General features: G+C 54.4%; 20 protein-coding genes and 1 tRNA gene. 13 read left to right on the top strand and 8 right to left on the bottom strand.

All coding sequences use genetic code 11. The features are described from left to right. Nucleotides 1-28 precede the first annotated feature (28 nt). On the bottom strand, nt 29-1204 hold the full coding sequence (locus tag ACOQPU_RS12995; RefSeq protein WP_420645523.1) for an MFS transporter: 1176 nt from the start codon (nt 1202-1204) through the stop codon (nt 29-31). 86 nt (nt 1205-1290) lie between these two features. On the opposite strand from ACOQPU_RS12995, the gene ACOQPU_RS12990 reads away from it, so the two are divergent. From ACOQPU_RS12990 to ACOQPU_RS12955, 8 genes are all read left to right on the top strand, one after another. Further along, nucleotides 1291-2052, top strand: a complete 762-nt coding sequence (locus ACOQPU_RS12990) for a type II CAAX prenyl endopeptidase Rce1 family protein (RefSeq protein ID WP_420645522.1) — start codon at nt 1291-1293, stop codon at nt 2050-2052. Nucleotides 2053-2114: 62 nt separating this feature from the next. Next, nucleotides 2115-2984: a hypothetical protein gene (locus ACOQPU_RS12985; RefSeq protein WP_420645521.1), complete on the top strand. Its 870-nt coding sequence runs from the start codon at nt 2115-2117 to the stop codon at nt 2982-2984. 84 nt (nt 2985-3068) lie between these two features. Continuing rightward, nucleotides 3069-3842: an enoyl-CoA hydratase-related protein gene (locus tag ACOQPU_RS12980; RefSeq protein WP_420645520.1), complete on the top strand. Its 774-nt coding sequence runs from the start codon at nt 3069-3071 to the stop codon at nt 3840-3842. A gap of 248 nt (nt 3843-4090) precedes the next feature. Further along, nucleotides 4091-4435 carry a hypothetical protein gene (locus tag ACOQPU_RS12975; RefSeq protein WP_420645519.1) on the top strand — a complete coding sequence of 115 codons (345 nt, stop codon included), beginning with the start codon at nt 4091-4093 and terminating at the stop codon, nt 4433-4435. Then, a complete protein-coding gene (locus ACOQPU_RS12970) occupies nt 4432-7800 on the top strand; it encodes an Eco57I restriction-modification methylase domain-containing protein (RefSeq protein ID WP_420645518.1) in 3369 nt (1122 codons plus the stop codon). The genes ACOQPU_RS12975 and ACOQPU_RS12970 overlap by 4 nt, the downstream gene beginning before the upstream one ends. Nucleotides 7801-7926: 126 nt before the next feature. Next, nucleotides 7927-8448 (top strand): transposase, encoded by a 522-nt coding sequence (locus ACOQPU_RS12965; protein ID WP_420645517.1) that lies wholly within the window; start codon nt 7927-7929, stop codon nt 8446-8448. A 124-nt stretch (nt 8449-8572) separates the two neighbouring features. After that, nucleotides 8573-9550: an NAD(P)-dependent oxidoreductase gene (locus ACOQPU_RS12960; RefSeq protein ID WP_420645516.1), complete on the top strand. Its 978-nt coding sequence runs from the start codon at nt 8573-8575 to the stop codon at nt 9548-9550. A gap of 231 nt (nt 9551-9781) precedes the next feature. Next, nucleotides 9782-10582 carry a TIGR00266 family protein gene (locus ACOQPU_RS12955; protein WP_420645515.1) on the top strand — a complete coding sequence of 267 codons (801 nt, stop codon included), beginning with the start codon at nt 9782-9784 and terminating at the stop codon, nt 10580-10582. 88 nt (nt 10583-10670) lie between these two features. Here the strand turns inward: ACOQPU_RS12955 and ACOQPU_RS12950 are convergent, their stop codons facing one another. The 4 genes from ACOQPU_RS12950 to ACOQPU_RS12935 form a co-directional block, all read right to left on the bottom strand. Next, entirely contained in the window at nt 10671-11396 is a 726-nt protein-coding gene (locus tag ACOQPU_RS12950) for a hypothetical protein (RefSeq protein ID WP_420645514.1), read from the bottom strand. A gap of 15 nt (nt 11397-11411) precedes the next feature. After that, the gene (locus tag ACOQPU_RS12945; RefSeq protein ID WP_420645513.1) at nt 11412-12131 is read right to left on the bottom strand and encodes a class I SAM-dependent methyltransferase; all 720 of its coding nucleotides are present in this window, start codon (nt 12129-12131) and stop codon (nt 11412-11414) included. Nucleotides 12132-12279: 148 nt separating this feature from the next. Continuing rightward, nucleotides 12280-12600 (bottom strand): cupin domain-containing protein, encoded by a 321-nt coding sequence (locus tag ACOQPU_RS12940; protein WP_420645512.1) that lies wholly within the window; start codon nt 12598-12600, stop codon nt 12280-12282. Nucleotides 12601-12731: 131 nt separating this feature from the next. After that, nucleotides 12732-12827, bottom strand: a tRNA-Sec gene (locus tag ACOQPU_RS12935). A gap of 222 nt (nt 12828-13049) precedes the next feature. Here ACOQPU_RS12935 and ACOQPU_RS12930 point away from each other — a divergent pair. From ACOQPU_RS12930 to ACOQPU_RS12915, 4 genes are all read left to right on the top strand, one after another. Beyond that, nucleotides 13050-15821, top strand: a complete 2772-nt coding sequence (locus tag ACOQPU_RS12930; RefSeq protein ID WP_420645511.1) for a 6-pyruvoyl-tetrahydropterin synthase-related protein — start codon at nt 13050-13052, stop codon at nt 15819-15821. Between the two features lie 140 nt (nt 15822-15961). Continuing rightward, on the top strand, nt 15962-17908 hold the full coding sequence (locus tag ACOQPU_RS12925) for a DUF5060 domain-containing protein (protein WP_420645510.1): 1947 nt from the start codon (nt 15962-15964) through the stop codon (nt 17906-17908). Nucleotides 17909-18079: 171 nt separating this feature from the next. After that, nucleotides 18080-19129: a hypothetical protein gene (locus ACOQPU_RS12920; protein ID WP_420645509.1), complete on the top strand. Its 1050-nt coding sequence runs from the start codon at nt 18080-18082 to the stop codon at nt 19127-19129. 33 nt (nt 19130-19162) lie between these two features. Further along, entirely contained in the window at nt 19163-20530 is a 1368-nt protein-coding gene (locus tag ACOQPU_RS12915) for a PQQ-dependent sugar dehydrogenase (protein ID WP_420645508.1), read from the top strand. A 4-nt stretch (nt 20531-20534) separates the two neighbouring features. On the opposite strand, the gene ACOQPU_RS12910 is transcribed toward ACOQPU_RS12915, so the two are convergent. The 3 genes from ACOQPU_RS12910 to ACOQPU_RS12900 form a co-directional block, all read right to left on the bottom strand. Next, nucleotides 20535-22703: a glycosyltransferase family 39 protein gene (locus ACOQPU_RS12910; RefSeq protein ID WP_420645834.1), complete on the bottom strand. Its 2169-nt coding sequence runs from the start codon at nt 22701-22703 to the stop codon at nt 20535-20537. Nucleotides 22704-22800: 97 nt separating this feature from the next. After that, on the bottom strand, nt 22801-23313 hold the full coding sequence (locus tag ACOQPU_RS12905; RefSeq protein ID WP_420641525.1) for a transposase: 513 nt from the start codon (nt 23311-23313) through the stop codon (nt 22801-22803). Beyond that, complete coding sequence (locus ACOQPU_RS12900; protein WP_420641526.1) at nt 23291-23731, bottom strand: hypothetical protein; 441 nt, start codon at nt 23729-23731, stop codon at nt 23291-23293. Before ACOQPU_RS12900 ends, ACOQPU_RS12905 begins: the two co-directional genes overlap by 23 nt. A gap of 141 nt (nt 23732-23872) precedes the next feature. Here ACOQPU_RS12900 and ACOQPU_RS12895 point away from each other — a divergent pair, with 141 nt between their 5' ends. Continuing rightward, nucleotides 23873-24538 carry a choice-of-anchor V domain-containing protein gene (locus ACOQPU_RS12895; RefSeq protein WP_420645507.1) on the top strand — a complete coding sequence of 222 codons (666 nt, stop codon included), beginning with the start codon at nt 23873-23875 and terminating at the stop codon, nt 24536-24538. Nucleotides 24539-24635 lie beyond the last annotated feature (97 nt).

The raw sequence follows: 24635 nt of genomic DNA, 5'->3' as shown, positions 1-24635 counted from the left end.
ACTGATTTACTGATTACTGACCTACTGTTTACTGGTCGCGGGCTTCACGTATCCACAACGCTAGCAGCAGGGTGGCTACGGCCGTAATCATAGCAGAAACCCAGCCATTACTGGAAAAACCAAATTGACTGAACAAAAACGGACCAAGCCAGGAACCAAGGGCGCGGCCCAGTGCCCCAGCGGCGATGGTGCTAGACATGACCACGCTGCGAGCCGATGGCACAATCTCTGTCATCAGCGGTACGCCACCAACGATAGTGATCTCAAAGGTGAGGAAGAGGGCAAAGTAGGCCACCAGCGCGGCAGTGAGGTTGCCGTCCGTGAGCGGGATGAGCAGGCAGGCGAGGGCGTTGAGCAGCCCCGTGGTGATGATGACCGGTCGCTTGCCGAAGCGGTCTACTGACCAGCCGGCAAACAGTTCGCCCGTAATTTCTGCCCCACCAATGACCCCAGCCGAAGCACCCAACGCCAGCAGGCTGAGGCCAAAACTTAGCTCCATCCAGTCGCCAAACACCAGGAAGATGGTTTCGTTGCCAGCCATGATAAGCACGTTGTACAGCATGGCAGCCCAAATGACCGGGTTTTGCCACACCACACGGCCGTAATCCGCCAAACTTGCCCCACGCCCCCCAACTGTTTTGTTGGCAGAGGGCAGAAATTTGCGTAGGGAAACGGCCGTAACCACCCCAAACAGTCCCAGCCAGAAGAACGCAGCGGACCATCCCTGCCGCTCGATGGCAATGCCCAGCAGGGGGCCACCCACTAGCAAGGCTCCCGCCCAGGAAAGTTCTGTAACAGCCAACGCCTTGCCCCGCTGTTTGTACGGAACCGTCTCTCCAACATAGGCCTGCATGGCTGGGTCGTACACGACCTTGGCTACCGAGATGACGATGAGGGCTGCGCCGAACAGCCAGTAAGTGGGCCACAGCCAAACCAGCAGGCAGCCCGCGCTAAAGACAATCATTGCTCCGAACAAAATGGCGCGACGGCCGAATCGCTCAGAAAGTGGCCCAAACAGTGGACTCAGAAAGCCTGCCAAATTGCGAATAGTGACCAGACGGTAAACGGCCGTTACCGGCACCCCAAGCTGGCGGGCAAAAGCCGGGGCAAAGGGATACACCATGCGCAGGCCTGTGTTCAGGCAAAGTCGCGCCAGCGAAATGAGTGCCAATTGCCAATAAAGTCGGGTCTGTTTTTGTTCCATAGTGGTCGGGAGTTTAGCGGAGAGAACCGGAAAATCACAATCCACGCCAGTGCTTCCCCCCAGATTCAATGTTACAATCAGGCCATATGGCAAAAAAATCAAAACTGCAACGAAGCAATCAACAAAATGAACTGGCGGCACGCACTACGCTGCCGGTTGTATTCCGCATTATTATTATTTTGTTACTGCCGCTTGCCTTTACTTTGATTCTGGGCGGTCGCCAAGGGAGCAATGCGCCGATTTTGGGTGGTGTTGGCGTCGCGAGCTGGTTTTTAGGGCTGTTTTGGTACGGCTTGCCGGGGTTAGGTTTGCGGGGCGGACGGCCGTTATTTGCCGGCATTGGGTTCGCTACGTTAGGCTGGCTGGCATTTCTCCTGTTTCGCTTCACCTTTATTGCCCTCAATTTGGATGCGACCGAATCAGGGCGCAGCTTCATTTACCTGCTGCTGTTTGAAGCCTTTGCTATGCAGCTATGGGCCTACGGCCTGCTGTTTCGCAGTCTGGCGGAGTGGCGTGGCGGCCTGACGGCAGCCGTGGGCAGCGGTGTTGCCTTTGGAGCCGTCGCCTTTGTGCTTTTTCAGGAAGCATACGCTAACGATTTGCCGAGCCTGCTGTACTTTATGGTGTGGGGCGTGTTTTATGGCCTTATCCGATTGCGTACTGGCAGCTTTTTAGGCACATTGCTTATTCAAACCTTGCACAGCTTTTCTGTCTGGGTGGCACTGGGGCCGTTGCCCGTGCTTACGCCAGCCGACCGTCTGCCCACGGTCTACTTACTGTCTGGCCTGGTTTATTTGATTGTGATTTGGCGGCTTTGGCCGAAGGAAGAAGCGGATTACCGCATTTAATCGGTACACAGTAATCAGTAACCACTTATTGATTATCGTTCACCGACCACCGAAATAACATTATGTCTACTTTTTCTGTTGCAATAGATGAACGCTTGCGGCTGGTAACGGCCGTTCTGGCGGCAAGCGATTGGCCAATAGAGGAACAAAAACAGCGAACCCATGCTGTGCATCCTCATGCTAAGCAAGTGCGGCAGTTTGTGCAGCCATTCACCAGCCATCCAGCGGCAAACGGGGTGAATGAAGCGTTGCTCAACGGCGTGGAAATTGCCGATTTGTTCAGTGCCGCTTTGCGTTGCACCTGGCCCGATTTTGCCCCTACGGCCGAACTGCCCACTGTGCTGAAAATCAATGAGTGGGTCGCTTCTTTAGCAGATTTTGCGCAGCAAACGGCCGTTGTCACCGACTTTTGGCCACAGCAAACGGCCGTCTGGCAAGAGGCCCATGCTGCTCTGAAGAAAATTTTTGACAGAGGCGATTTATTGGCAGCGTTGGGGCAATTGGGGGATATGGTGGAAACGGCCGTTAATCTTATGCCCAATCTTGTTTTTCCCGCGCTAACACCCGTGGTGGCCACAGCCGACAACGCGTTGACCTTGCTGCTACCCCCGCCCAAAGCCGTTGGCGAATCCCCGCCCTGGCCGTTTGACGAAGACTCTGGCTGGGTCGTCGCCACCGTCGCGGAGCAGTTGGTACCGCATTTGTTGGTGGGTGACTTGGGCGAACTGGATTCCGAGCAGCAGGTCATCGCTGTGCATCTGGCTGCTGCCCACTGCCTGGCCACGCTGCTGGACGATTTTGAAGCCCAAGCCTACCTGCTCCGTGCCAAAAAAGAACACAACTTGTCCCAGCTTCCCGCCTTGTTTGCCCAGCTACAGGAGGCGGTTGAGGGTGGCAACGGTCGTTTACGAACCACCATTCTTCAAAATTAAATCAGCCACAAATTACACAGATTTCGCAGATTAAGGAACCAAAAAAATCTGTGAAATCTGCGGCTAAAAAACAAGGAGAATCCCATGTCCTACGAATATATTCTCACCCAAACCGACGGCCGTGTGGGCATTGTGCAATTCAACCGCCCCAAAGCACTCAACGCCCTGAACCGTGGCCTGATGAGCGAACTGATGACTGCCCTGGAAGCGTTCGATGCCGATGGTGGTATTGGCTGCATGGTCGTCACCGGCAATGAAAAAGCGTTTGCCGCCGGAGCCGACATCAAAGAGATGGCTACCGCCACGCCCGTGACCATGTTGGACAATCCCTTCATAGATTACTGGGACCGTTTACGTAAGATTGGCAAACCAGTGATTGCGGCCGTTTCCGGCTTCGCCCTCGGTGGGGGGTGTGAGCTAGCCATGGCCTGCGACATGATCGTTGCCAGCGAGAGTGCCAAATTTGGTCAGCCAGAAATCAATTTGGGCATTATCCCTGGTGCAGGCGGCACCCAGCGTATGACCTACGCCGTCGGCAAAGCGTTGGCGATGGAGATAGTGTTGAACGGCCGTTTCCTCTCCGCTACAGAAGCCCAACAGCACGGCCTCATCAACCGGGTCGTGCCGGTGGAGCTATATTTAGAAGAAGCGATCAAATTTGCCGCCGAGATTGCCGCCCGCGCCCCCGTGGCCCTACGCCTGGCCAAAGAAGCTGTCAACGCCGTCTTCGAAACACCACTGCAAGCCGGGCTAGCCCACGAACGCCGCCTCTTCTACATGCTGTTCAGCACCGAAGACCAAACCGAAGGCATGGACGCCTTCATCAACAAACGCCCCGCCACCTGGCAAGGCAAATAAACCACATACCCGGTAGGGGCAGGCCCCCGTGCCTGCCCTGGGTTGGCACGGGGGCCAACCCCTACCAAAACAACCCAAAATTGATAAAATTAACCCCGCCAACCCACAAACATAACTAGCTTGGGGATTTATCCCCTGAAATGAAAGGCATGAAAAAACGAACCAAACCCACAAAGCGCAGGACTAGAAAACGGGGCATTCGGCCAAAAAAGAAGGCGACGTTGTATAACGAACCCGGCCTTTTGAAAATGTCCGAGGTACTCGAGGAATTGGTTGAACCATATGCTTATGAGGTTGGCTCAGAAGAGGCATACGAAAACCTGATTAGCCTGGGCGCGATGGCCTGGAACATGACGGTGATGCCGCCAGAGGCCAGCAAAGAGGCGATGAAAGGGATCATTGCCATGCTTGGTGATGACCCGGAAGACGTACAATTTGTAACGGAACAGGTGCACAACTTGATGCAGCGTAAAAAGAAGCTATTCCCCAACGAGGATCGCCTGATTTTGGATTTCTTCATAGAGGATTTAGGCGACCAGCGGCATCTGAAAGTCATCTCTCACCTTGCGCCGAAAAAAGGTGATGCAGCGTGATTTCACGACAACAAGCCCGGCAGCAAATCGAACAGCTCATCAAGCAGTACGAGGCAATATCCAAAGCAGAACGGCCGAATCTCACCGAAGCCAACGTGCTGCACCAATTCATCGATCCGCTGCTGCAAGCTCTCGGCTGGCCCATTAACGACCCGGCCCGCTGCAAATACGAACTCAACACCCAGGTCGGCCGACCCGATGTGGTGCTGCTGCCCGAAAGCGGCGGCAACGTCTACGTCGAGGCCAAGCGTTTTGGCATCATCGACAAGCTGGCCCAATCCAGAAACCGGCTCGAAGGCATCGTCACCCCCGGCCAGCTTTCCCTGCCCGGCATGGCCGCCGACCGCACCCCCGAAGAGCAGCAAGCCATCAACTACGCCTTTAGCAATGGCGGCACCTGGGCGATTTTGACCAATTTTGAGCGACTGCGCTTGTTCAACGCCCGGCGCGACTGGCTGGTGCTTTCTTTTGAAGAACCCTCTGCCTTTTTGGATGAGTTTGACCAGCTTTGGCAGCTTTCTTACGACAGCATCCGCAACGGCCGTCTCGACCAACTTTCCAACCAGCGCCACCGCGAAGACGTAGACACCGATTACCTCAACTTCATCAACACCTGGCGCGAGCGGCTGGCGCAAGACATTTTAGATAAGCGCAATGAAAATTGGTGGGTGCTGGATGAAGACGGCCGTATCCAACTCCCAGAGTTACGCGCCGTCGTCCAAAGAGTGCTGGACCGCCTCGTCGTGGTGCGCTTTGCCGAAGACCACCTCATCGTGCCCCCCGGCACCCTGCTGGGCATGGCCGAAATGCGCCGCACTAACCCCTACAGCTTCAGCCTGACCCAATTTTTGCAGCAGCTCTTCCGCCGCTTTGACGAAGACCACAACTCGGCCCTCTTTGCTGCCGGGCTGGCCGACCAGGCCGTCTTTAGCGACAACGTGCTCGATGGCCTCATCGAAAAGCTGTACGAAGCCCGCTACCGCGCCATGACTGCCGACATCATGGGCAACACCTACGAGCAATACCTGGGCAAGGCGCTTGTGCTGCGCGACGACGCCATCCAAACCAGCGACAATTTGGAAACGCGCAAAAAGCAGGGCAGCTACTACACCCCTCAGGTCATCGTGCGCTATCTGGTGGACAATTCGCTGGGCAAAATTTTAAGCGGCGATGGCCAGGCCGCGCCGCCAAAAGCAGCCGAGATTCAAAATTTGCGCGTGATAGACCCCGCCTGCGGCTCCGGCGGTTTCCTCATTTACGCCTACGAGCTGCTGGCCAACTTTTACCGGGGCGAGATGGCCCGGCTGGAAGCGGAACGGCAGGCGCGTTACGACGAACTGCTGGCCGAGGGCGTTACCACTCCCTTCGATTTGCAGCTCCAGCTTACCGAGTACACCCAGGAAATGGAGCGGCTCCAGCAATACCCCCGCTTCATCTTGGAAAACCACCTCTACGGCGTCGATTTAGACCCGCAAGCCGCCGAAATTGCCACCGTCAACCTGATTATGCGGGCCATGGCCGACCAGCGGCGCGGCGACAAGCGGCTGCCGCTCATCCTCAACCAAAACATCAAGGTGGGCAACGGCTTGGTGGGCGCGCCGCCAGAAGATGCGCGACTGAGTGACCACGAGGCGGCGCTTGGTGAACTGGCCCGCCTGCGCCGCGAAGCCGTGGGCGGCGGTAAAAACCACGCTGCGCTGCAACAGCAAATTGCCACCCTCAGCCAGCAGGTCAACGACGCCCTCAACGCCGACCTGATTGAACATTTCCCTGACGGCGACGGCGCACTGGACGACACCGTGCGCCCCTTCAACTGGGCTGTCGAATTCCCCGAAGTTTTTGCCAATGGCGGTGACCCAACTGCGTTGGGTTTTGACGTGGTGCTGGGCAACCCGCCGTGGGAAATTGTGAAGCCCGACCTGCGCGAATATTACGCCCAGTTTGACCCCAACATCGAGAGCAAGCTGACCCGCAAAAAGGCGGAAGCCCGCATTGCCGAGCTAGACATCGGCGACCCCACCCTGGCCGAAGGCTGGGAAGCCCAAAAAGCCCGCATTGAAGCCGCCGCCACCTACTACAAAAAAGCCCCCGACTACAGCCGCCAGGGGCGCGGCGACACCGCCACCCACAAACTATTCCTGGAGCGCGGCTACGACCTGCTGCAAGACGGCGGGCGGCTCGCCTTTGTCATCCCCTCCGGCATTTACAGCGATTTGGGCACGAAAGAACTGCGTGAAATGCTTTTGAATGAGGGAAAGATAAATGCGCTTGCAAGCATAACAAATGGGGTTGCAGGAGGTGGTGTTTATTTTTCAGATATTCATCGTTCTTTCAAAATAACGATGCTAATTGCTGAAAAGGGTCAGCCATCAGAGGATTTCAATGCAATTTTCAAAATTGACCCTCGTGATGTTCCTCAACCTGACAAGCTGCTCGAATTTTTAGCTGAAGATAATCAATTCATGGTGTTAAAAACGTCGTCAATAATGCGATTTAGCCCTGATAGCCTGAGCTTAATGGAATTTAGGAACGAACAAGACTATCAAATAGCTGAAAAAATCTATGATGGAAAGCCATTGTTAGGTGAAAAAGATGTTACTTGGGGCGTTCAGTTTTGGCGAGAAATTGATATGACCAATGACCGTCGTCTTTTTAATCAAACCGAATCAGGGTTGGTGCTTTATGAAGGCAAGATGATTCATCAATTTGATGCTTATTTTTCTGAGCCACGATTTTGGATTGAAGAGCAAAAGGGTCGAAAACGGGCATTGCGAAGTCAAGAGGACAAAGGACAAGAAATAGATTATCAAAAGTGTCGCATTGGCTATCGCGATATTGCTCGTAGCACAGATCAACGGACGATCATCGCAACAATATTGCCTCCAAATGTTTTTGCTGGAAATACTGTGATTGTTGAGACCGAAACAAGGGATGCGAGAATGCTATATCTTGTGTCCGTTTTGAACAGCTTTGTATTAGATTTCATTATTCGCTACAAAATTGGGACGCATGTGAGCATGTTTTATGCTTATCAACTACCCGTCCCGCGATTGACGGCGGGGAATCCGTATTTTGACGCCATTGTCCCCCGCGCGGCGCGGCTCAGCTGCACTAGCCCCGCCTTCGCCCCGCTGTGGCAAGCCGTCATGGGCACCCCCTGGTCGCCCAGCCTTGCCGCCACCGACTCCGCCACCCGCCAGCAGCTCCGCCACGAACTAGACGCGCTCGTCGCCCGCCTCTACGGCCTCACCCGCGACGAATTTGCCCACATTCTGGGCACCTTCCCCCTCGTCTTCCCGCCTACCCCAGAAGGCGAGGCCAAAAAAGCCACCCTGTTACAAATTTTCGACAAAACCAATCTGTAGGGGGTGGTCCCCGTGCCACCCCCATGCGGCACGGGAAATAGGGCAGGCACGGGGGCCTGCCCCTACCGGGGAAACGATCGCAAATGTAGGGGTGGTCCCCGTGCCATCCCCAAAATGGATATGAACATGAAATACGATCCACACAAACATCATCGGCGTTCGATTCGCCTGAAAGGGTATGATTACAGCCAGGCAGGTGCTTATTTCATCACCATCTGCGTGCACGGCGGGGTTTCCCTGCTGGGCGAAGTTGTAGACGGCGAAACGGTATTGAATGATGCGGGAAAAATGGTGACCGCCTTTTGGGAAGAGATCACGATTAAATATCCCACCGTTATCCTGGATGCGTTTGTTTGTATGCCCAACCATATTCATTTTATTGTGATTTTGACGGGCGATGTATTGTTGTTCGACGTTATCCAATGGTACAAATCGATAACCACCACCAAATATCGGCACGGCGTTCAGGATGGCAAATGGCCGCCATTCCACAAACGTTTCTGGCAGCGCAACTACTACGAACACATCATCCGCAACGAACGCGCCCATCGGGCAATCCGGGAGTACATTCACAACAATCCGGCCAACTGGCACGCCGATCAATTAAATCCCAACGCCCCGGCCAACAAATTCAACCAAGATTGGTAGGGGTTCACCCCCATGATATGTACGGGTTGGCCCCCGTGCCAACCCAGTATGGGCAGGCACAGCAAAGGGCAAACATGGGGACGGGCAGGCACGGGGGCCTGCCCCTACGGGAATATCTATAAAAATGATTCACGTTCACCTTTCTTACCCCCCTGCGCCGGATGATTTGGCGTCATTGCAAGGCCAACTGCATCCTAACGTGCAGCTCACCATTGGCGATTTGCCTGACCCCGCCCAGTACGAAATTTTGGTAAACGGCCGTCCTACCCCACAAGAACTCACCGCCAGCCCTAACCTGCATACCGTCATCATCCCTTGGGCGGGCTTGCCGGAGGTAACGGCCGTTCGCCTGCGCGACTTTCCCCACCTGAAGCTACACAATCTGCACCACAACGCCGCCATCGTCGCCGAGGGGATGCTCATGCTGCTGCTGGGCGTGGCGCGCTTGGCGGTTCCCGCTGACCGTGCCTTGCGCCAAGGAGATTGGCGGCCTCGGTATGAACGGCCGTTTCCTTCGGTGCTGCTGGCTGGCAAAACGGCCGTCATCCTTGGCTACGGGGCGATTGGCCAGCGGCTGGCCCAGCTGTGTCGCGCCCTGGGCATGATTGTCCATGCCATCCGCCGTTCGCAATCTGCACCCATTACCGATAATGGCGTGACCGTTCACCCAGCAGATTCCCTGCCTGAGCTGCTGCCTCAAGCCAACGCCTTGCTCATCTGCCTGCCCCACACGCCAGAAACCGACGGCTTGTTGGGTGCGGCAGAGCTGGCGTTGCTGCCGCCCCGCGCCATTTTGGTCAATGCTGGTCGTGCCGCCATCGTAAACGAGGATGCCCTGTACGAGGCGTTGGTCAGCGGCCACCTGCATGGGGCGGGGCTGGATGTGTGGTACAACTACCCCAAAGATGAGGCGGCGCGGGCAAACACATTTCCGGCGGAACGGCCGTTTCACCAACTAGATAACGTCTTGCTTAGCCCCCACCGCACCGGGCACGTCGCCGAGACAGAACCGCTGCGCCTCGCTGCCTTGGCAGAGTTGCTCAACGCAGCGGCACAGGGCCAGCCGTTGCCAAATGCCATTGATTTAACACGCGGTTATTGATTTCGTAGGCGCAGACCCCCGTGTCTGCCTCTTGGGTTGGCACGGGGACCAACCCCTGCCATATATTTTTGCGGTAAAATGAGCCTGCAACGGGGAGACGGCCGTTGCGTAAAGCACACAGCGTAGATTTCAAAAGTCCTGTAACGCTTTGGAAACATCCGAACGGCTAGTAAGCCTTTTGAAATCTTTTCCACTTTTCATTCGTTGTTTCACTCAAAAAGGAGCAGTCACATGAAAAAAAGTCACGAAGTAGATTATCAGGTTTTTGGCGACGATTTGCAGTTTGTTGAGGTTGAGCTTGATCCCAGCGAAACCGTTATTGCTGAGGCAGGCGCGATGATGTACATGGAAGACGGTATCGGCTTTGAAACCAAAATGGGCGACGGCTCCAAGCCAGACCAAGGCTTCCTGGGCGCATTGGGCAGCGTTGCCAAGCGTGCCTTCACGGGCGAATCGATCTTCATGACCCACTTCACCAACAACGGCCAGGGTAAAAAGCACGTCGCTTTTGGCGCACCCTACCCCGGCAAGATCATCGCCATCGATCTGGATGAGGCCAACGGCGAACTCATCTGCCAAAAAGATTCCTTCCTTTGCGCTGCCCTGGGTACGGAAGTGAGCATTGCCTTCAACAAAAAATTGGGCGCAGGCTTTTTTGGTGGCGAAGGGTTCATTTTGCAGCGGCTGCGTGGGGATGGCAATGTGTTCATCCACGCGGGTGGCACCATCGTGGAGCGCCGACTTAACGGCGGCAAGATCATGGTGGATACGGGCTGCATCGTTGCTTTTGAATCCACCATCAATTATGACATTGAGCGGGCTGGCAACCTAAAGTCGATGATTTTTGGCGGTGAGGGGTTGTTCTTGGCAACCTTGCAAGGAACCGGGCGTGTCTGGCTACAATCGCTGCCGTTTAGCCGCTTGGCGGACCGCGTGCTGCAAAATGCCAAGGTTGGCAGTAGCGGTGGTGGTCGTTCCTCTGGTGAAGGCTCCGTACTCGGCCGTACCGTCTCCGACTTGCTGCAAGGTTAGCATGAACCTCCGGGAGGTTTCAATTGGAGCCAGGTTTTGTCTCGAACCTCCCGGAGGATGGTTGTTGCAGAGACTTTTAGGTTTTCTCTTATCTCTCTGTGTTCTCTGTGGCCAAAATCAGCGTGGCCCATACTTGTTGCAGAACGGCCGTATCCTCAAAAGAAAAGTAAATGGTGCGGGGCTTCAGATGGCTTAGGTCATCTGTTGGTCCGCCCCCCACATAATACAGCAGCGAACTGTTTTCATCCTGCCCCCACACCTCTAAAAATGTAATTGCCAACGTCGGGATTGGCTTCTTGCCAAACAAAATCCAGCCGCGCTGCACTTTTTGCAGCGTGCGGGGCGCAATAAATTGATACAAGAATCGCTTGGGTCGGTACTCCACCATAACGATATGGTCGCCGAGCGGCACGCTCCAATAATGGGCTGGCTTTTGCAGCAGCACAGTGTCTGCCTTGCCCGTGACGGCGTAGCGACCAGAGGCGTGGACGGCCGTTCGCTCATTGGGCGCGATTGGTTTGACGGTAGGGGGTGGGGAAACGGCCGTTTCATCCACCACAAACTTGTTGTAATCCTCCCGTCGCGCCCGCCGATAGATAAAACTCACATACAGCCACAGCAGCACCGTCAGCCCGACGGCCACCCAGCCCCAACGCCCAATTAAGGCCGCCACAAACAGGGCAAAGATGCCCAGCCGTAGCCAACCACTGCGCGGAATGCCCAGAAAGGTGCGCCGCTGGCTAGTGTAAGCAAAGGCGTACAGGCTCCCAACGGTGCTGTAATAGATTTGTTTGGTGGGGGAAAGGTGTTCCATTTGGGTATTTTACGGTCACCCGCCGCTTTTTACTAAAACGCCGACTAGATGAATCTTGCGTCCAGCAGGAAGCGTATTTTCCAGCAGAGACATCAGCCGGAAGAGCGGGCGATTGAAGGCGAGGTAGGTGGGGTCAGGGACATGGTGCAGTTGAGTGAGGTGTAAGCTGCTTTGTGCGGCCAGCTTTTCCAGGGCGGTCTGGCTATTGGTGCGGTAATGGGTGGCAAAGGTGTCGTCGGCGGAACGGCCGTACAGCCTCGCCACCACTCTCCCCTGTAACGCCCCCAGCTTGCCCATTGTCTTGTTTAGCAGTGCCAGCGGATGACGGCCGTTTGGCGTGATGAACACGAATGCGCCCCCCGGCTTGAGTACGCGGGCGATGGATTGGAGGGTGAGAAACGGCCGTGCCAAATGTTCTAACACCCAGCTCGCAAATGCCAGGTCAAACGTGGCTGGAGCAAAAGGCAAATCATCGCTAAACGCCACCGCACTGGTCAAGTTCAGCCGATGTTCTCGCAGCGATAGCCAATCTGGATCAATACCAACCACCTGCGCCAGCGGATGTTCCAATTGCTCCACCAAGCCACCCCGGCCGCAGCCAATGTCTAACACCTGCGCTTCTGGCGTAAGATGCAGCCGCACCAAATTGGCGTACAGCTCTGTGGCGGGCTGCCAGCCGGGATGAGCGGCACGGTACTGCTCACGCCATTCATTTTGCTTGTCTAGTGAGAGCATGAGAACTAATTAACGCAGAGGTGCAGAGGTGCGGAGAAGAAAGTAAGAAAGACCAAATTCATGAGGCAATTTGCTAAAAGCTCACGCAAAATCGCAAAGTTTTTTAACCTTTTTGTGACTTTGCGCGAGGAATGAGAGTTGCTAGACGCTATGGTGCTGGCGCAATGCCAACCAATAAAGTCAGCCGCGCCGCGCCTTCATTCCTCACGCCGTGGATGACGCCAGCAGGTGCCCATACCACATTGCCTTTACCCACAACCATCTGGTTGTCGCCAAGCCAAAAGTGCCCTTCTCCTTCGACTACGTAATAAAATTTGTCCTGGTCGCTGTGGTCGTGTGGCTGCTGCACCTGACCCGGTTCCAGGCAGTTTAGGCCGAGTAGCAGCGTGTCGCTGTGAAACAACGTGTTTTTGAAGAACTTGTCAGGGCGGGAACCTACGTGATCTTGCAAATTTTTAATCAATGTCATTTTGTTTCCACCATTTATTTTGCCTGTCAATTGGGGAGTTTGTCTGCGAAAATTAAGAGGTTGGAGACGGAAGATTGGAGATTTGCGTTTGTATCTCTTTCAATCTCCGGTCTCCAATCTCCTTGTTTAGGCGGGAGTGAATGGGAGTCGAACCCACCGCCGCCTGCTCTGCGCAGCCGGCCACCAGTTTTGAAGACTGGGGCGCCCACCGGGACACAATCACTCCCACCAATGAGTTTAACGCAGACATAGCGATTTGGGTATAACTGTTCAAAACGGAGGTGTTCACACTGCTTGTCAGGGAACCCTCACGCAAAGTCGCCAAGGCGCGTGTTTCTATGCCAATCCCATGACAACTCGTTCGTAGATTCTCTGATTCATAGGCCCTCAGAAGGATACACCACGAACGAGACGAATTTGCAAATGAAGCGAATGCAATAATGAGTTGTGTGATTCGTCCAATCGTCTTATTCGTGTTGGTTTTTCTTGATCTCCCCTTTAAGATTACGGCCGTGTTTGAATCAAACCGTGTGAGACGATTGTGGCCATGGCTGGCGGTGTTGCTCTTGGCTGCGCTGGCGGCACAGCCACTTTGGGGGTTGCCGCCCCAAGGTGATGATCTGCTGCTGCATTATTTTCGCATTCCGCTGGTGAATGGGCAGTGGGCGGCTGGCGTGCCGCTGGCCCGGTGGCAGCCAGACCTCATTTATGGCTACGGCTCGCCGCTCTTCAATTTTTATCCCCCGCTGAGTGCCTGGCTGCTTACCGCGCTTTATTGGCTTACTGGTCAGCAGGCAGATGTGGCTATCAATTTACTGTTTGCCTTGTGCCTGCTGCTGGGTGCGGTAGGCATGTTTGGCTTGGGGCGGGTGTTGGCTGGCGAGGTGGGTGGTTTGGTAGCAACGGCCGTTTTCACTTTTTCACCCCACGTTGCCAACCAAATTTACAGCCGGGCCAGTACCTCCAACAGTTTGGCTCTCGGGTTGGTACCGCTGGTGGCGTGGCTGCTCTGGCGGCTGGCGGAACGGCCGTCTTCCCGACGAATGGTTTTTGCTGCCGTGGGCATTGCTTTGCTGTTGCTGTCTCATGCTGCGGCCAGCCTGCTGCTGCTGGGGCCGCTGCTAGCGTGGAGCCTAGTGGTGATGGTTGGACAAAGCCGCGCTCGTCGGCATTGGCTGGCACTGTTGGGCGCGTTTGGTCTGGGGCTGTCTATTGCTGCCTTTGCCTGGCTGCCCGCCTTTACCGAAATTCAGTTCACGCGCTACGCCGCCGAAGCTGCCAACGTGTGGTATGGCAATCATTTCACCTCGCTGTGGGCTTGGCCGGGAACGGCCGTTGCCGGACTGCGGGGTGCCTATCTGCCTAAAACGGTGGGGCTGGTGGCGTTGCTGCTGGGGGCTGGCGGAACGGCCGTTTCTGGCTGGTCTTTGCTCCGCTGGCGGCGCAGCCGAGATGGTGAATTCCCGGCGCAAGATGCTGCTTTTTTTGCTGCTGGGCTGCTGGGCTGGGCTGTCCTCTTCCTCACATTGCCAGCTTCCGACCTCATTTGGCGGTTGATAGCACCGCTGCGTGGTTTGCAATTTCCCTGGCGGTTGTTGGATGTGCCTGCTTTTTTCCTGGTCGTTGCGGGCTTACGTCTTTTCAGTAATCGCTATTCGGTAATTGGTGAGCGGTGGCCAGTAAGCGGTATTGTTTTGGTGGGTGTGGTGGTAGTTTGTTATGTTAACTTAGTGCCGTATTTGTATCCCCCGCGCTGGGTAGCGTTGCCGGAGCAGCCGACACTGGCAGACGTAACGGCCGTTCAGCAACAGTACCAAATTATTGGACTAACGGCCTGGGGAGAGTACAGCGACGCACGGGTAGCAACCTGGCCAACTGGCCCCGTTGTGCCCGCTGGTTCCGCGCTGGCTGACAAGCTGCTGACAGCCGCCCCCAGCACCTCCCTCATTTTGCAGGAGAGTGACCCGTGGACGGCCGTTTGGCAAACTAATTTTGCCCAGCCGACGACACTTACCTTCGCTAGCCATATTTTCCCCGGCTGGCAGGCGAAGTTAGATGATGATGATTTGGCAGTCGATGCGGACGAGAACGGCCGTTTGCAACTCACCGTTCCCGCAGGTGAACACAGGCTCAAACTTTGGTTTGGTCGCACGCCCCTCCGCTGGCTGGCAGATTTACTTTCGGTGGCGGGTTTGCTGGTCTGTTTGTGGCTGGTGTTGTTTAAAAGAGATTGGAGATTAGAGATTGGAGATGGAAAAGCATTGCAAATCTCTAATCTCCAATCTCCAATCCTCCCTTCCAGTTTAATAGTAATGCTGGCGTTATTGTTGCTGCTAGGCAAAATTTTCTGGCTGGATCAGGCAAATTCTCCGCTGGTGGTGCATGTGGCAGACGGCCGTATCCCCAACATTCCCGCGCCCGCCGCCGGCAACTTTAATGATGAGATTCAGCTTATCGGCGTAGAGCGTGTGCTGCCTAACGAACTAACGCTTTATTGGCAAGCGTTGCAATCGCCAACGGCTGCTTACGAGGTGGCCCTCACCCTGCTGGATGGCCGGGGCGTGCCGCAGCAGACAATTGTGAATCCTAGTCCTGGCTACACTGTGTTCAGTAATTTGTCTACTGGGCAAATCCTGCGTGATGAGTACACGCTCCCCTTGCCCAGTGATGCGCCAGCCGCCTACACTGTTCAGCTTGCCTTACATCAGCCGGGCAGCGACTCTCTACTGCCTTTGCTTGATGCTGATGGCAACACGACGATCAACATTGCCCAATTGAAGACGCCGCCAGAGGAAACGGCCGTTCCAGCCGAGGCCATTCCCATCGGCACCCAATTTGGCGAAGGAATTGTGCTTTCCTATGCCAGCTTGCCGCAAACCGTGTCGATGGAAGAACCGCTGGAATTAACGCTGTTTTGGCAGGCGGTTGGCCCCATTCCTGAGGATTACACCGTGTTTTTGCATCTTCTCACGCCTGAAGGCGACTTTGTGCAAGGGCAAGATGGCCAACCGCTGGATGGCCTATACCCAACTTCGTTTTGGGGCGAGGGGGAGATGGTGGTAGACGGCCGTTTCTGGTTCGCTGACGTGCCGGCCGGCGAATATCAGCTACAGGTGGGGCTTTATCTGTTGGCCACGGGCCAACGCCTGCCTACCAGTGGCCCTCGCGGCGAATTGGGCGACCGCGTGATTGTGGGAACTATCCAACTCATTGAACGCTAATTGAATTTTGTGGGAAAAGAGTCCTGTGCCGTTTATCCTAGAAAACAGGCAAAATGCGCGGTGCAAGTTGATTTTTGTATCTGTTAGCTGGGCAAACTGTAAGATTGGATGCAATTTTGCCCGCGAAAAAGGTGTAAACGATGAAAACGCGACTGCTTATTTTATTTGGTTTAACGAGTTGGCTGATCTGGCACGGAATTGCGCCATCAGAAAATGACGGGATTATTGTGCCGGTTGCTGCGGATCAATCTGATTCAGAAACGGCCGTGCTGGCCTCAATCAGCGGCGAGATGAAAACATGGTACCCGCTCACCCTTAGCTTCAATGGGCCAGACACCGACGAGCTGGCCGCCAACCCCAATCCGTTTACCGATTACCGTTTGCAAGTGACCTTTACCGGGCCACAGGGGCAAATTTATGAAGTGCCGGGTTTTTATGCCGGAGATGGCAACGGCGGCGGCGCAGGCTCTGTCTGGCAAGTTATCTTCTCCCCAGACAAGCACGGCGTTTGGAGTTACGAAGCCTCATTCCGCACCGGGGATGATGTGGCTGTTGATTTAGATCCGTTGGCAGGAACGGCCGTACATTTCGATGGTGAAACTGGCCAATTCTCCATTGACCCAGTGAAATGCAACGCGCCCGGCTTTTTGGGGCTGGGGCGGCTGGAGTACGCCAACAATCATTACCTCAAGTTTCGGGATGGCGGTTATTGGATAAAAGGGGGCACCGACAGCCCCGAGAATTTCTTCGGCTACCACGGGTTCGATAACACCATAGACCAGGGTGGCCTGATCCCCGATTTTCTGCACGTTTACAGCACCCATGTCGCCGATTGGCAGCCGGGCGATCCCAATTTTGTGAGTGAGGACAGCGGCGCAGATGCCAAGGGGATTATTGGCGCACTAAACTATCTGTCTGAAAAGCGTGTCAATTCCATCTACTTTTTGCCCATGAATTTGGGCGGCGATGGCCAGGAAACCTATCCCTTCGTGGCCGCCGACGGCACCGCCCACAGCAACACCCATTACGACATCAGCAAGCTGCGCCAGTGGCAAACCGTGCTGGAACATGCCCAGCGCAAGGGCATTGCCATTCAAATGGTGCTGGCCGAGACCGAAGTGCCAAACTACAACTTTTTGGATGACGGTGGCTTCGGCGTAGAACGCAAGCTGTTTTTCCGTGAGATGATTGCCCGATTTGGTCATCTGCTGGGCCTGAAATGGAACCTGAGCGAAGAAAATCGCTTTCCGGTGGAAACCCTGCGTGCTTATGCAGATTACATCCAGGCCCTGGATTGGGCGCAGCATCCCATCGCGGCGCATACCTATTTAGACACGGCAGGCAGCCCACACTACAGCTACGCCGATATGCTTGGCGACTCTCGCTTTTCGGCGACATCATTTCAGTACAAATGGGAAACGGCCGATGGGTTTGTAGAGGTGTGGCGCGCAAATTCAGCCAACGCTGGTCGGCCCTGGGTCTTGGATATGGACGAAAATAATAACAGCCTCACCAGTTCCAATGAGGATGTGTTGCGGAAGTCAGTTTTGTACCAAGTTTATTTTAGCGGAGGCAATATTGAGTGGTACATGGGGTATTGGGATTTGCCGCTGGGCGGCGACATGCGCCTGGAAGATTTCAGCACCCGTGAAAAGATGTGGGATTTTACCTGGTATGCGCGTCGGTTTATGCAAGAAAACTTGCCATTTTGGGAAATGCAGCCAGCCGATAATTTACTCTCTGATGAGGCTGAGACGTACAATGGGGGACAGGTCTTTGCCAAAATTGGGGAAGTGTATGCCATTCACCTGCCTGACGCTTCTCAGCCAGCTAGCCTGGATTTAACGGCCGTTTCTGGCACGTTTACTCAGCAATGGTTTAACCCACGCACCGGTGAATTTGAAGGGGCGGTGAACAATATCACCGGAGGTGGTATCGTCTCCTTGGGTTTGCCGCCTAACAATAGCAGCGAAGATTGGGTGATTTTGCTCAAAAACACAAGCAATCCTGGCTTGCGGATTGCCGGAGTCTCTCCCTTTATAACCTATTTGCCCCTAATTGCTTACCAGTGCGATTTTGGCTATTGAGCCAAGTTGCGTTTGCGGGAGACGGCCGTATACTTCTCGGCTAAAGGGTAAATGTGGGAGAGCGACTAAAATATGGAGAGCCATTTCTTCCACTTTTATTCAAGTAATTGGCGAGAGAGCCATAATTTTTGAAAGTTGGTCGCCGATTACAAAAGTAGAGGAAAGTGTGTAATGGATATTGTAAATTGGCGTTCCTTGCGTGGGTTCATTGGTTTGGTAGTTGCCCTTTTGTTTTTGGTAGCAACGCTGACCCAAGCTGTGCAGTCCGCCCCAGACTCAACCTCCTATTTGGTTTACCTACCGCTCATCCAATCTCCAGAAATCTTGCAGCCCTCAGAAGAAGTCACTGTGCAAATCACGCCCGATGCAGGTTTAAATGCCAGCACGTTTAACGTTGGTTCGTTTGTCATCACAAACTCGGCGGAAAATAGCCAGCGCATTAGCAAAATTCGCCTGGATTTAGGCAGTGCTTTTTTGCCAGACATGGTGTTTGACCCCAATGGCATAGCTGGGGACACCACTGCCAAAAATTTGCAGGTTGATAGCAACGCCTCCGCATACCAAAGCCACGCTTTTCTCGCTCCCCATGATGGCGGTTTTGACATCCTGGAAATCAATTTTACTGGATTTGGTCCCGGCGAATCTTTCACCTTTTCTTTGGATGTAGACCCGACCAGCATCAAGGGAACGGCCGCACCAGGGCCAAATGAGTCTGGCAGTGTGTCTGGCCTGGAGTTGGTAGGAACGGCCGTTACCGTCACGCTGGCAGATGGAACCCTACTAAATGGGGAGATTTTCAGGCAAGAAGGCAGCAATGGTGGGGGCGATCTGCTGCTGCGTGAAGGGCTGCTGGCGGCTCCTACGCTAGAGCTTGTTGGCAGCACGACGCCACCAGCTACTGTGATGCAAGCCAGCCAAACAGTGCGCGTGACCGGGGAGCCGGGCCGTACGGTGCGCTTGCTGGTGGTTGAAGGTGGATTGTTTACAACGGCCGTACCCGGTGGCGGTTTCGATCTCGATCCCTTTGAAGCCAACAGTGCCCTCAAAATCACGGAGACTTCTGGCATCATTACGTTTTCTGGCACGGTTGACCTGCCCGTCACGCTTTCCCGCTCGCAGGCAGAAGGGGGACTCAACTACATTGTCGCCGTGCAGGAAGATGGTTTTGGCAACAAAGGCATGGTGTCTGCACCGATAGTTTTGGAATATGTAACACCGTAAAATGCAATTTAAAGTTGGAGGGGAAAATTAGGTATGTACCAGAAAAAATACACAGCGCGTTGGCTCATTTTAATGGGCATTTTTTTAATCATGGGGATTGTCGTTTCTTACACAGAACAGGTAGCAGCCATACTCCCAGCAGAAAGTGAAGGCAGCAGTTCTGAAAACGTGTATCTCCCGTTGGTTGAGAGTTTTAAGGCTCCTGCCAGCCTCTCTTTTGAACCATTCGCCACCGGATTTACAACCAGTGCCATCACCGATATTGCACACGCGGGAGACGGCCGTTTATACATAACCGAACGGGAAGGCAAAATACGTATTGTAGAGCCTAACGGCACGCTTGTCGCTACCCCATTTTTGGATATTACCGACCGCGTTGCTGCTGCCGGAAATTGGGAATTAGGGTTGCTGGGGCTTGCCTTCCACCCCAATTATCCAGCAACCCCACAACTGTTTGTTGCCTACACCCGAGAAGGAGATTTTAGAATTGTCGTTTCCCGGTTTAATGTCGATCCCGGCAACTTGGATCAGGCCATTAAATCTAGCGAAGTAAATATGCTATCGATTGCCAAAACGCCAGACAATGGTGAACCATCTGGCATTAGTCCAGTACACAATGGCGGAGACCTCACCTTTGGCCCTGATGGCTATTTGTATGTCGGTTTTGGCGATGGTGGGCCTGACCCCAACTTTGGCAGTACAGATCCCCACGATCCGGCCAATCACGGGCAGCGTACAGATGTGCTTTTAGGCAAGATTATTCGCATCGATGTGAACCCAAACACACCGGGCAACGTAGCACCAGATTGCGCCGGATTAAACCCAGCCAACAACTATTCTATCCCATCAGATAACCCATATGTTGCGCAGGATGGCTGCGCCGAAATATGGGCACTTGGGTTACGCAACCCCTGGCGGATGAGCTTTGACGCACTCACGGGCGATTTATACATTGGTGATGTGGGCGAATGGATTTTTGAAGAAATCGACTTTATTCCGGCTGGTGAGAGTGGGCAAAACTTTGGCTGGCGTTGCTGGGAAGGCACCTTTGACCAAACGCTGCCTGGTGTGGGGCATCCCGTTTACGATAGCAAATGTGGCCCTGCCGGGGATTATGATTTTCCCATTTTTGAATATGACAGTGCTGGCCCTAATTGCGCTGTTACAGGTGGATTTGTTTATCGTGGAACGGAGTATGCAATTTTGCAAGGCTTCTACGTGCTGGCCGATTTTTGCACAGGCAACCTGTGGGGAATTACGCGCGTCAACAGCGGTAACTGGGTTTCAGTTTCTTTAGGCCAGGCGGATTTTCTGCTGAGCACTTTTGGCGAAGGGGTAGATGGTGAACTGTATGCAGGGGGTTATTTGGATGATACCCTGTACAAAGTTACGGTTCCTTAGACTCTCATGGGTCTGGCAGAGAAATTGTGACCACCTTGGCTTGGTAGGCTGCAAAAGGCTGTGGCTGTCCGTTGACGCTAACAGGCAGCCGCACGGCCGTTTCTGAATCATACAAACCAATATAAAGTGGGTAGCGACCGGGGGGAAGTTCCGGTGGCAGGATGAGCCGGTACGTGTCCGTAAACTGCTCACCTGCTTCCCAATATGTCGTAGGATAATTTCCATTGAGCGGCACGCCGTCTGCTTGTGCCAGCGGTGGCTGGGTTTGTTCCCCCAAATGGATGAACGTGGTTAACCGCTGCTGTGGCGGGGCGGTAATTTGCCATGTCAGCGTTATGTCAATTTCATCACCAGGCACGGCCGTTTCCTGTGAAAGCTGTACCCCGACCAGTTCAATGCCATCACCCAGGTTGGCAACGGCCGTCTGCGCTGCTGGCTGCGTGCGAGGCGTTACTTTGAGCGGCGGCAGGGCCACCCGAGCCGTGCCGTCCAGCAAATGCACGATGGGGCGCACCACTGTCGGCGTTTGCATCTCCGGCGAAAGCTGCACCCAAAATTGATCTTCATACATTTGCCCCGGTTGCCACAAGTTGGCCGGTAAACGGCCGTTTCCGTGATAAGAAAGCAGCTTCCCCACCAGCTGTTGTTCACGCCCAAAAAGCTCGATGACCACTGTTGGCGGTTCGGCAGGGATGGCGTCGGCACGCCAGGTGAGGGTGATGCCCACATAGTCGCCAGGATGTGCGGCCGTTTGCTCAATGTGGGCGGTGAGCAGTTCAATCCCCTCGCCCACTGGTTGATTGAGGACGGCCGTTTCCGCCGTTTCCAACACAGTTGCTGGCTGTGGCGTACCCAAGGCAGATGGGATCACAAGCGCCATGCTGTAAACCGTTGTGATTAAAGCGGCCATTGCCAACAGGGGATATAGCCAACGCCGCCGCCAGCCAGAAAGTCCGGCCACCAGCAGCAGCACAATCGCCGCCAGTGCCGGAAACAGCAATCGCCCCTGGTCGGCAGACGTTTGCCGCATGAACTGCGCCCAGCCCGCAAACACCAACCCAAACCAACTGCCCAACAGGAGCCACAACAGCCAGCTTGCTTGTGGGCGGCTGCGCCAGCGGCGTAGCTGCCACGCACCACCCCCAACCGCCAGCGCGACGATGCCCCCCCACAGCCAATGGATCCAAACAGGTGGGCGCACCGTCATCCAGCCAAAAAAGCCGATAAACGACAGCCAGACGCGGTCCAGATCGGCCAGCACCTGCCCCAAACTATGCTGTCGATTGCCGCCTGCCAGGGCCACAAATTGGTTAACGGCCGTTACATCCCTATACAGCAGCCAATTCCGCAGCAACCACCAGCCGCCCACCAGCAAAGCCGCTAGCACAACCGGCACGGCGACCCGCCAGACGAGCTGCTTTTTTTGCCAACTTTGCAGCAAAACCAGCCAGCCCACCGCCCACACCAGCAGCAAAATGCCCGTTGTTTTGGCCAGCAAGCCCAGGCCCAACGTAATCCCCAGCAACAGTAAACGGCCGTTTGTCACTCGCACCCGCCACAAAAATAGCAGTTGGTAGAGAACGGCCGTTGCCACCAAAATCATCAGCGGATCGTTGGAGACGCTGCCGTGCAAAAAGCCAAACTGGGGCAAAAATGCCACCAGCACTGTCGCCAGCAGCCCGTTTTGCGGCGCATCCGGCCAAATAAGCTGGGCAGATTGGTACACAAAAATGAGCGTTCCCAGCCCCAGCAGCACCGATAAAAAGCGTACCAATTGAACCGCCAGCGTGACGCCACGCCACGGAAAAACCCCCTCAGCCGGAGGATGGATAAAGGCATTGGCGTTATCTGGCGTGTTGGCGTTGCCCAGCTGCACATACGGGTTCGGCCACAAAGCTCCTTCGGCATCCCCTACATTTACCGGGGCAATGGCCAGAGCTGCTAGCAGGTAGTAAAGCGGCGGCTGGGCCGCTTCCTGCCGTGCCAACCCAGGATTTTGATCGCTGCGCGGAAGTTCGCCACTTTGCTGAATGATGAGGGCGTTGAAAAAGTGATGATGCTCGTCCGGTGCTTCAAACAGCGGCGTCACGACGCTGTACCCCACCCCAACCAGCAAATAGAGCCCTAAAATGAGCCACAACCACCACCGGAAAACGGCCGTTTCTCCCTTCATCTTCACTCTGCTCTCCATCTGTTGATTCATACGGCCGTTAATCGTACTTGCTTGCCTTGCCCAATTTGTTTGCTTTAATACGGGTAAAAATAAAGGCTCATGGGTCGAAAGTGTGCAGAGTGACCAAAGCTGAGATGAAATCCGGTGAGATACGCTTCACATTCCGCCTGAATTCACATATCGCAATGTAACCGCTCAAGTTTTTCTTATGCACACCTTTGAACATCCTTAAAAAGTTACGCACATCCGTCCACATGCCTTCGGCCGTGTTGACATGCACTTCGCGAATCCCGTCACCATCGTCATCACGCGCCCACTCCTTGTCGCCATGAGAGACGGTGGCATGTGGGCGAATCACATGATTGTAGCTTTGGTATTCGTCTGTATACAGTTGAGACCCAGCTAGCGTAAAGCGATGCACGTGGTCAACCAGGGTCTCACCTTTTGTATCTTTAACAACACGCAAGCGAACTTGTCCAGATTGACGCCCCACTGTGCCCACAACAGGCGGTCGGTCATTGGCATACGTGCCACGCCCTCGCCGTTTGTTGGCGCGACGACGGGGCGGGTCAGCTGAGTCGAAATGCTCACACCCTTTTTTCCCCCGCATTCTGAAACATTTCATCGGTTTCAGTTTCATCATCCAGGAGCGGGGTTTCTGGTTGGAGCTGTTCCGCGTTCGCTTGCAGGTCATGACGCAACCTCAAAACCGTTGGGTAGTTGATGCCCAATTCGGCTGACAAGATTGTCGCAGGTTCTCCTTTGAGGACACCGCGAACGAGCAACAAGACTTGCATTGGAGTCAAATGATGTTGTTGGAAAACGGTTCCCGTATACAAGTTGTAAGCGGCTTGACACTGTTGGCAACGGTAAACGGTCAGTTGACTGCGCTTTGTCGTTCGGAACTTGCGGGCTTGGTCTACGCCGACTTGACAGACCGGACACCCAAAGCCATTGGGATGGAAATGTTCAATGATCCATTGTGTACAGTTTTCTTTGTCGAGTAAATCGGTGATTGGGAATTCCATGATTCCCAATTTTACCCGATTCGCACACTTTTAATAGTTGAGCCAAAATAAATATGGAATCCGGTAGGGGCAGACCCCCGTGTCTGCCCAATATTACCCATTTTATCGTTATTATCATGCCTTCGGGAGAGGAGATTTGCAATGAATTCAACCAATAGACGACAGCTTGGCAAATTGATGGCAATTCTAGCCATTGGCTTCGTTGCCGCGTTTAGCTTCATCTTTTTAGTTCAAATTGGCAAAGCGTTCAGCGGTGGCGTTAGCGGCCGTTCTGGTGTTGGTGGTTCAAATTGTAGCCTGTGTCATAATACTGGCACAGTTCCCACCGTCACGCTGTCTGGGCCAGCAGTTGCCTTTACTGGTGAAACATTCACCTACACCTTGACCATTGCTGGGGGGCAAGAACTCGCTGCCGGGCTTGATGTGTCAGCTAGCGGGGGCGTTCTCACCGATACGCTGGCCGGTTCGCTCTACACGCAAATTCTTGGCGGTGAAGTGACGCATGAAAATGGAGATGATACCCAAAAATTATCTCCCAACTTCCCAAAGGATTACCTTCATGATGGCGGTCCCAAATGCATCAATGATGATTGTACTCAGGAGGCTGGCGGTGAAGTGACCTTTACCTTCAACTGGGTGGCTCCGGCAACGGCCGAAACCGTCACCATGTACGGCGCAGGCAACTCCGTTGATCTCAGCGGGGACAACTCTGGCGACGCTGCCGCCACCGACACGCTCACAATCACCGTCATCGACCCAGCCACGCTAACAGAGAGGCTTTATTTGCCGCTCGTCATCACCGATTAACTTGCAAACTTCAACCTCCGGGAGGTTTGGTCTACGGCCTTACAAATTAGGGAAACCTCCCGGAGGATCATTCAAACCTTCGTGTTATTCCCTGCCA

The organism is Candidatus Leptofilum sp. (assembly GCF_965223285.1).
Lineage (GTDB): Bacteria > Chloroflexota > Anaerolineae > Promineifilales > Promineifilaceae > Leptofilum.
This window is presented reverse-complemented; position numbering and strand designations above follow the sequence as displayed.

What these genes read in the sequence shown, in the direction of transcription:
- ACOQPU_RS12995 (WP_420645523.1), bottom strand. Translation starts at nt 1,204, where the DNA reads ATGGAACAAAAACAGACCCGACTTTATTGGCAATTGGCACTCATTTCG.
- ACOQPU_RS12990 (WP_420645522.1), top strand. Translation starts at nt 1,291, where the DNA reads ATGGCAAAAAAATCAAAACTGCAACGAAGCAATCAACAAAATGAACTG.
- ACOQPU_RS12985 (WP_420645521.1), top strand. Translation starts at nt 2,115, where the DNA reads ATGTCTACTTTTTCTGTTGCAATAGATGAACGCTTGCGGCTGGTAACG.
- ACOQPU_RS12980 (WP_420645520.1), top strand. Translation starts at nt 3,069, where the DNA reads ATGTCCTACGAATATATTCTCACCCAAACCGACGGCCGTGTGGGCATT.
- ACOQPU_RS12975 (WP_420645519.1), top strand. Translation starts at nt 4,091, where the DNA reads ATGTCCGAGGTACTCGAGGAATTGGTTGAACCATATGCTTATGAGGTT.
- ACOQPU_RS12965 (WP_420645517.1), top strand. Translation starts at nt 7,927, where the DNA reads ATGAAATACGATCCACACAAACATCATCGGCGTTCGATTCGCCTGAAA.
- ACOQPU_RS12960 (WP_420645516.1), top strand. Translation starts at nt 8,573, where the DNA reads ATGATTCACGTTCACCTTTCTTACCCCCCTGCGCCGGATGATTTGGCG.
- ACOQPU_RS12955 (WP_420645515.1), top strand. Translation starts at nt 9,782, where the DNA reads ATGAAAAAAAGTCACGAAGTAGATTATCAGGTTTTTGGCGACGATTTG.
- ACOQPU_RS12950 (WP_420645514.1), bottom strand. Translation starts at nt 11,396, where the DNA reads ATGGAACACCTTTCCCCCACCAAACAAATCTATTACAGCACCGTTGGG.
- ACOQPU_RS12945 (WP_420645513.1), bottom strand. Translation starts at nt 12,131, where the DNA reads ATGCTCTCACTAGACAAGCAAAATGAATGGCGTGAGCAGTACCGTGCC.
- ACOQPU_RS12940 (WP_420645512.1), bottom strand. Translation starts at nt 12,600, where the DNA reads ATGACATTGATTAAAAATTTGCAAGATCACGTAGGTTCCCGCCCTGAC.
- ACOQPU_RS12925 (WP_420645510.1), top strand. Translation starts at nt 15,962, where the DNA reads ATGAAAACGCGACTGCTTATTTTATTTGGTTTAACGAGTTGGCTGATC.
- ACOQPU_RS12920 (WP_420645509.1), top strand. Translation starts at nt 18,080, where the DNA reads ATGGATATTGTAAATTGGCGTTCCTTGCGTGGGTTCATTGGTTTGGTA.
- ACOQPU_RS12915 (WP_420645508.1), top strand. Translation starts at nt 19,163, where the DNA reads ATGTACCAGAAAAAATACACAGCGCGTTGGCTCATTTTAATGGGCATT.
- ACOQPU_RS12910 (WP_420645834.1), bottom strand. Translation starts at nt 22,703, where the DNA reads ATGAAGGGAGAAACGGCCGTTTTCCGGTGGTGGTTGTGGCTCATTTTA.
- ACOQPU_RS12905 (WP_420641525.1), bottom strand. Translation starts at nt 23,313, where the DNA reads ATGCGGGGGAAAAAAGGGTGTGAGCATTTCGACTCAGCTGACCCGCCC.
- ACOQPU_RS12900 (WP_420641526.1), bottom strand. Translation starts at nt 23,731, where the DNA reads ATGGAATTCCCAATCACCGATTTACTCGACAAAGAAAACTGTACACAA.
- ACOQPU_RS12895 (WP_420645507.1), top strand. Translation starts at nt 23,873, where the DNA reads ATGAATTCAACCAATAGACGACAGCTTGGCAAATTGATGGCAATTCTA.